A 5,791-nucleotide genomic window follows, 5' to 3' on the forward strand; every position below is an offset into this window, starting at 1 on the left:
ACTTGACCATCTGCTACTGAGTAAACTTCCTCAGTAAGACCTTTGAAGTGTACAGTGTTTTGTTGTGCTTCCGTCATTTGACTTGGAAGAGTTTCAGGAATGATTTCACCTGAATCAAGGATATCTTGGATATCAGATTTCAATACGTCTGCTTTTGGACCGTAGATAGCTTGAACTCCTTGTCCTTTCATGACAAGACCCATAGCTCCTTCTGCTTTCCATTGTTCTGCATCACCGACTTTGTCAGCGTCTTTTACAGTTACACGAAGACGAGTCATACATGCATCAACATCAACGATGTTTGCACGTCCACCAAGAAGGTTGATAATGTTTACAGCTTGAGAACCTGCTGCAACTTTCACTTCGCTGCTAGCTTCTTCTGAACCTTCAGCAGTTTCGTAGTTTCCGTTACGTCCTGGAGTTGCGTAATTGAATTTTTGAATCATGAAGTTTGCGATAAAGTACATGATTACAGCAAAGAGAACAGTTACCCAAATGAAGTTAACGATATCCATACCGATACCAGCGCTAATCGCAATAGGTGTACGAGTCAAGAACTCGATTGAACCGAATGAGTGCATACGTAGGTTTACTACGTCAGCCATAGCGAAGGCCGCACCTTGAACAAGTGAGTAAACAAGATACATAGGTGTTGCGATAAACATGAACATGTATTCGATTGGTTCAGTAACCCCTGTTAAGAATGTTGCAAGAGCTGTTGCAATCATCATACCTTTGTATTTGTGTTTCTTATCAGCATCAACATTACGGTAGATAGCCACAATCACACCCATCAAGATACCGAATGAACCGATCATTTGTCCAACTTTGAAACGAGCTGGGTGAACAGTATCTAACAAGTGTTGGTATTGACTAGCATCAGTACCTTTAAGGTTTACAAGGTCTGTTACCCATGCAAGCCATAGTGGGTCTTGACCAAATACTTGAGTACCTTTAGCTGCACCTGTCAAAATCTCATAAGTACCACCAAGAGCTGTATAGTTCATTGGGATTGTCAACATGTGGTGAAGACCAAATGGCAAGAGCAAACGTTCCAAAGTACCATACAAGAATGGTGCAAGGATTGGAGCAGTTTCTTGTGAGTTAGCAATCCAGATACCAAAGCTATTGATACCTGTTTGAACTACTGGCCAGAATGCAGCAAGTAGAATTGCAGCGATTGCTGAACGAAGAATAACTACAAATGGTACGAAACGTTTCCCGTTGAAGAATGAAAGTGCATCAGGAAGTTTACGGAAATTGTAGTATTTGTTGTAAGCAGTTGCCCCTACAAAACCTGAGATAATCCCTACGAATACACCCATGTTCAAGGCTGGAGCTTCAAGAACACTGATAAAGTAATCAGCAACTTTGATTGAACCACCGAATAGAGTAGTTACCATAGCATCTGGATTTTTCAACATATCACCTGATACACCAAAGATTGTACCAGTAATACGGTTAATCAAGATGAAGGCAAGACCAGCGGCGAAAGCACCACCAGCACGTTCTTTAGCCCAGCTACCTCCAATGGCTAGGGCAAACAAAATGTGAAGGTTACCGATAACCCCCCAACCAATTTGCTCAAGAATTCCACCAGTGATTACAAGTGGTGCAAAGGTTGGGTTAATCATCACGATAGACTTACCGATTGAAATCATCAAACCAGCAGCCGGCATAACCGCGATAACCACCATCAAAGCCTTACCGAATTTTTGCCAAAATTCGAAAGACAAGACATTTTTGAATGTATCTTTCATCATTCAAATCTCCTTTATTTTTATTTAGGCAAACGTTTTACGAAAACGTTTGCACCTTTTATGATTTAATTATACCACTTTAATTTTTTTTGTAAAGGCTTTTACAAAAAAAAGGAGACTTTTTTCTAAAATTTTTGTAGTAAAAAAGGAGATATTAAAATCTCCTCAAATATAATTCTATTTTATTTTAGATTTTCAGGAATCGGCGCATTGAAATTCCTGATCCGATTGAACCGATAAAAATTCCAATCACAAATAATAGAGCAATCATAAGTGGACTGAATACCTCTGGTGATATCATTGAAAGGTTCTGACCAACCAATGACTTATTAACCGATTGGTAAACCATTTTATAGACAATAAATACCAGAACTGACGGAAGAGTTGCTCCAAGCAAACCAATGAAGGCACCTTCAAGCAAGAAAGGTCCACGGATATAGCCGTTCTTAGCACCTACTAAACGCATGATTTGAATTTCACGGCTTCGTGAAATAATGGTGATACGAATAGTATTAGAAATCAAGAACACCGCAATGAAAATCAATAATCCCGCGATAACTAGTCCCCAGACACGAATAAAGGAGGCTAACTTAAACAAGCGTTCTGTATTAGCACCACCATCTTGAACTTCTGATACACCTTCAATTTTCTTAGCCTCTTCTGCTACTGTCTTTACATCGCTTGGCGTGTTGGTATCAACAATATATGCATCATAGAGTGGATTGGCATCCCCTTCAAAGATTTTCCAGTTGTCCCCCATTGTTTCGGTCAACTTTTCATATTGTTCTTCTTTACTTGAAAAGGTAACACTTTTAACGGTTGACATACCTTTCAAAGCATCGTATACCTTATGGTAGTCATTATTTGTAACGGTTTGACCTTCTTTTTCAATGGTCTCGCTATTATCAGCTACATCCTTACGAATGTATACCATTACTCGGACATTGTTTTCAATATCTGTAGCGAGTTTAGCTGTATTAAAAATAACAGATGCAAATATTGCAACTAAAGTCAAAGTAATCATAACCGAACTGACAGCTGCTACTGTCATCCAGCCATTTCGTTTCAAACTTTTTAATGATTCAAATAAATGACGAAAAAATCTACTAATCATCGTATCCATATTCTCCTTTAGCTTCGTCACGAACGACACGGCCATTTTCAATGGCAATGACACGGTGGCGTAAGGTATTTACAATCTGACTGTTGTGGGTCGCCATCAAGACAGTTGTACCTTGGAGATTGATGCGTTCCAGCAAGTTCATAATTTCCCATGAATTATCTGGGTCCAAGTTTCCTGTTGGTTCGTCCGCAATCAATACTTTTGGATTGTTTACAATGGCACGTGCAATTGCAATCCGTTGCTGTTCTCCCCCCGAAAGTTCATTTGGGAAAGAACGAACCTTATGCTTCAATCCAACCAAGTCTAAAACTTCCATAACACGTTTTTTGATATTACGGCGACTTTCTCCGATTACCTCCATTGCATAGGCAATATTTTCATAAACAGTTTTCTTTGGCAACAATTTATAATCCTGGAAGACAACCCCAACACTACGACGTAGAAGTGGGACATCTTTCTTTTTAATCTTAACTAGATTAAAACCAGCAACTGATAGGCTTCCTTTATCGATTTTTACTTCTCGGTACAAAGAACGAATAAAGGTTGATTTCCCAGCTCCTGACGGACCTACGATATAGGCAAATTCCCCGGGTTCAACAGTGACTGAGACACCTCGCAAAGCTGTCGTTCCGTTATCATACTTTTTGACAACATCTCTCATTTCAATGATTGACATATGAGCTCCTTTCTATCTTAGCTGATTCTCCACTTGAGATAGGCATCAATAAAACCATCTAGGTCTCCATCCATAACCTTATCTACTTGTGCAACTTCAAAGCTAGTTCGGTGATCTTTTACCATAGTATATGGCGTAAAAACATATGAACGGATTTGGCTTCCCCATGTGATTTCCTTTTTCTCACCCTTGAGGGAATCAACTTCCGCTGCTTTCTTTTCTTGCTCCATTTGATAGAGCTTAGCCTGCAACATCTTCATGGCACGATCTCTATTTCCATACTGGGTACGATCGACCGTTGACTGGACAACAGTCCCAGTTGGAATGTGGGTCAAACGCACACCTGTTGAAACCTTATTGACGTTTTGTCCACCAGCACCACCTGAACGGAAGGTGTCCATCTTGATATCATCTTCACGGATTTCCACTTCAATGGTATCATCCAATTCTGGCATCACTTCTACAGATGTGAAAGAGGTATGGCGACGTTTGGCAGAGTCAAATGGCGAGATTCGCACCAAACGGTGTACACCCATTTCTGACTTGAGAAGACCATAGGCATTGGGTCCTTCAAATGATAAGGTTACTGACTTGATACCAGCTTCATCTCCTGCTTGGTAATCCAGTACTTCCACTTTAAAGCCTTTAGCATTTCCATAGCGAGTGTACATACGAAGCAACATATCACCCCAGTCCTGAGCCTCAGTACCACCGGATCCTGGATGGATTTCCAAGATGGCATTATTATGGTCATAAGGTTCTGACAAGAGCAAGGTCATCTCGTAACTGGTCATCATCTTATCAAGTTCTGACAACTGTTCAACCAATTCTTCATGCACCGACTCATCTTCAGCTAAAAAGTCTAATAAAATTTCGACTTCATCCTGCAACTCTTCCATTTTGTGGAAGGTGTTATAGGTGTTTTTTAATTCATTTAATTCTTGCGACGTTTTTTGGGCCGCGATATTATCGTTCCAAAAATCAGGTTCTGTCATCTTGTTTTCCAAGATGGCAATCTCTTCCTCTAGACCTTCGAGGTCAAAGAGACCCCCTGAAAGAAGCTAATTTTTCACGATTTGCGTCAATTTTCTGACGAATTTCTGAAATGTCCATAAATACTCCTTTTTTATATCGTTTTATTATACCATAATCTATCATTTCTTTCCATCTTTTGCTCTACTCCCCTTTTCATGAAAAAAGAAGCCTTTCGGCTTCCCTTCTTACAAGACTTTTGCTGAAGTACGAGTGATTTCTTCTACTTGAATATTCTCTGATTCAAATTTTTCTTTCAAGGCTGGTAAATCAATTGATCCATCGATTTGAACTTCGATAATGACCTTACCATCCTTACGCGGAATATTGACTGTATGAGAGATATTCAAATTTTCTTCTACAATCAAAGAAACAATTTTTCCAAGAACACCAACTTCATTTTCCGTAACAAAGCGTACACGAATCCCTTCTTCGCCATAACCTGCGATTTCAAGAAAGGCTTGGAAAACGTCACGGTCCGTAATAACCCCATAGACTTGATGGTTATCTACGACAGGAAGAATACCAATCTTGTTTTTCAACATCAGATAAGTTGCATCCTCTAGACTCGCATAGCCTGAAACAGTGACAACATCACGAATCATCACATCTTTTACTTTTGTCTTATTTAGAAGATAATTCATCTCATAGATAGAAAGACTTGTTGCTTTGGATGGACTAGCTTGCGCAATGGTTCCTTCAGTTACCAAACCAACCAATTGATCATTTTCGATAACAGGCAAGCGGTGCAACCCTTGCTCTCTCATCAAATCTGCTGCATGAGATACTGTTGTATCTGGACTAATATAAACTACCTTGCGGGTCATAAAATCTTTAACTGCCATGAGACTTCTCCTTTTCTATTCTTATCCCTATTATACAATCTTTTTGTAAATCTATCAAACGCTTACATTTCTTTTTCAAAATTCAGAAAAGTATGAATAAGCTAGCAAAAAGAGCTCTAAAATCGAGCTCTGTGAATGAAGGTAAGAAACGTTTCATTCGATTTTTCAATTATTAGAAATTCATCTTTCAGTGTAGATGTAGATTTGTTTGCAATCTAAATATGCCAACTAAAATAGTCTACTGGATAAAATAATTGCTTCGCAATCTTTATTCACCGACTAAAAAGGTCCCCCAGACTATTAATGATGATTACTTCGTAATCTTCATCTACCGACTAAAACAATCCACTGGATT

Annotated in this window: 5 protein-coding genes; all 5 read right to left on the minus strand. The window is 39.2% G+C overall.

Going from position 1 to position 5,791, the window contains the following annotated elements:
• The coding region (locus QZ359_RS07985; protein WP_293965331.1) for a PTS transporter subunit IIBC at window positions 1–1,763 on the minus strand (1,763 nt) is incomplete at its 3' end.
• Between the two features lie 184 nt (window positions 1,764–1,947).
• Window positions 1,948–2,874, minus strand: coding sequence for a permease-like cell division protein FtsX (gene ftsX / locus QZ359_RS07990; RefSeq protein WP_000625545.1), 927 nt, complete (start codon window positions 2,872–2,874; stop codon window positions 1,948–1,950).
• Entirely contained in the window at window positions 2,867–3,559 is a 693-nt protein-coding gene (ftsE, locus tag QZ359_RS07995; protein WP_237447325.1) for a cell division ATP-binding protein FtsE, read from the minus strand. The genes ftsX and ftsE overlap by 8 nt, the downstream gene beginning before the upstream one ends.
• Before the next feature lie 17 nt (window positions 3,560–3,576).
• Window positions 3,577–4,672 (minus strand): peptide chain release factor 2 gene (gene prfB / locus QZ359_RS08000; RefSeq protein ID WP_100198837.1). Its coding sequence is split into 2 segments (ribosomal slippage): window positions 3,577–4,599 and window positions 4,601–4,672, totalling 1,095 coding nucleotides; the frame shifts between segments, so codons are not numbered across the junction.
• Between the two features lie 107 nt (window positions 4,673–4,779).
• Window positions 4,780–5,436 carry a CBS domain-containing protein gene (locus tag QZ359_RS08005; RefSeq protein WP_004256822.1) on the minus strand — a complete coding sequence of 219 codons (657 nt, stop codon included), beginning with the start codon at window positions 5,434–5,436 and terminating at the stop codon, window positions 4,780–4,782.
• Between the last annotated feature and the right edge of the window lie 355 nt (window positions 5,437–5,791).

Source organism: Streptococcus sp., from assembly GCF_019414905.1.
Classification (GTDB): Bacteria; Bacillota; Bacilli; order Lactobacillales; family Streptococcaceae; genus Streptococcus.

Excerpts from the sequence above, each read along its gene's own strand:
- ftsX (WP_000625545.1), bottom strand. The coding sequence starts at position 2,874 with ATGATTAGTAGATTTTTTCGTCATTTATTTGAATCATTAAAAAGTTTG.
- ftsE (WP_237447325.1), bottom strand. The coding sequence starts at position 3,559 with ATGTCAATCATTGAAATGAGAGATGTTGTCAAAAAGTATGATAACGGA.
- QZ359_RS08005 (WP_004256822.1), bottom strand. The coding sequence starts at position 5,436 with ATGGCAGTTAAAGATTTTATGACCCGCAAGGTAGTTTATATTAGTCCA.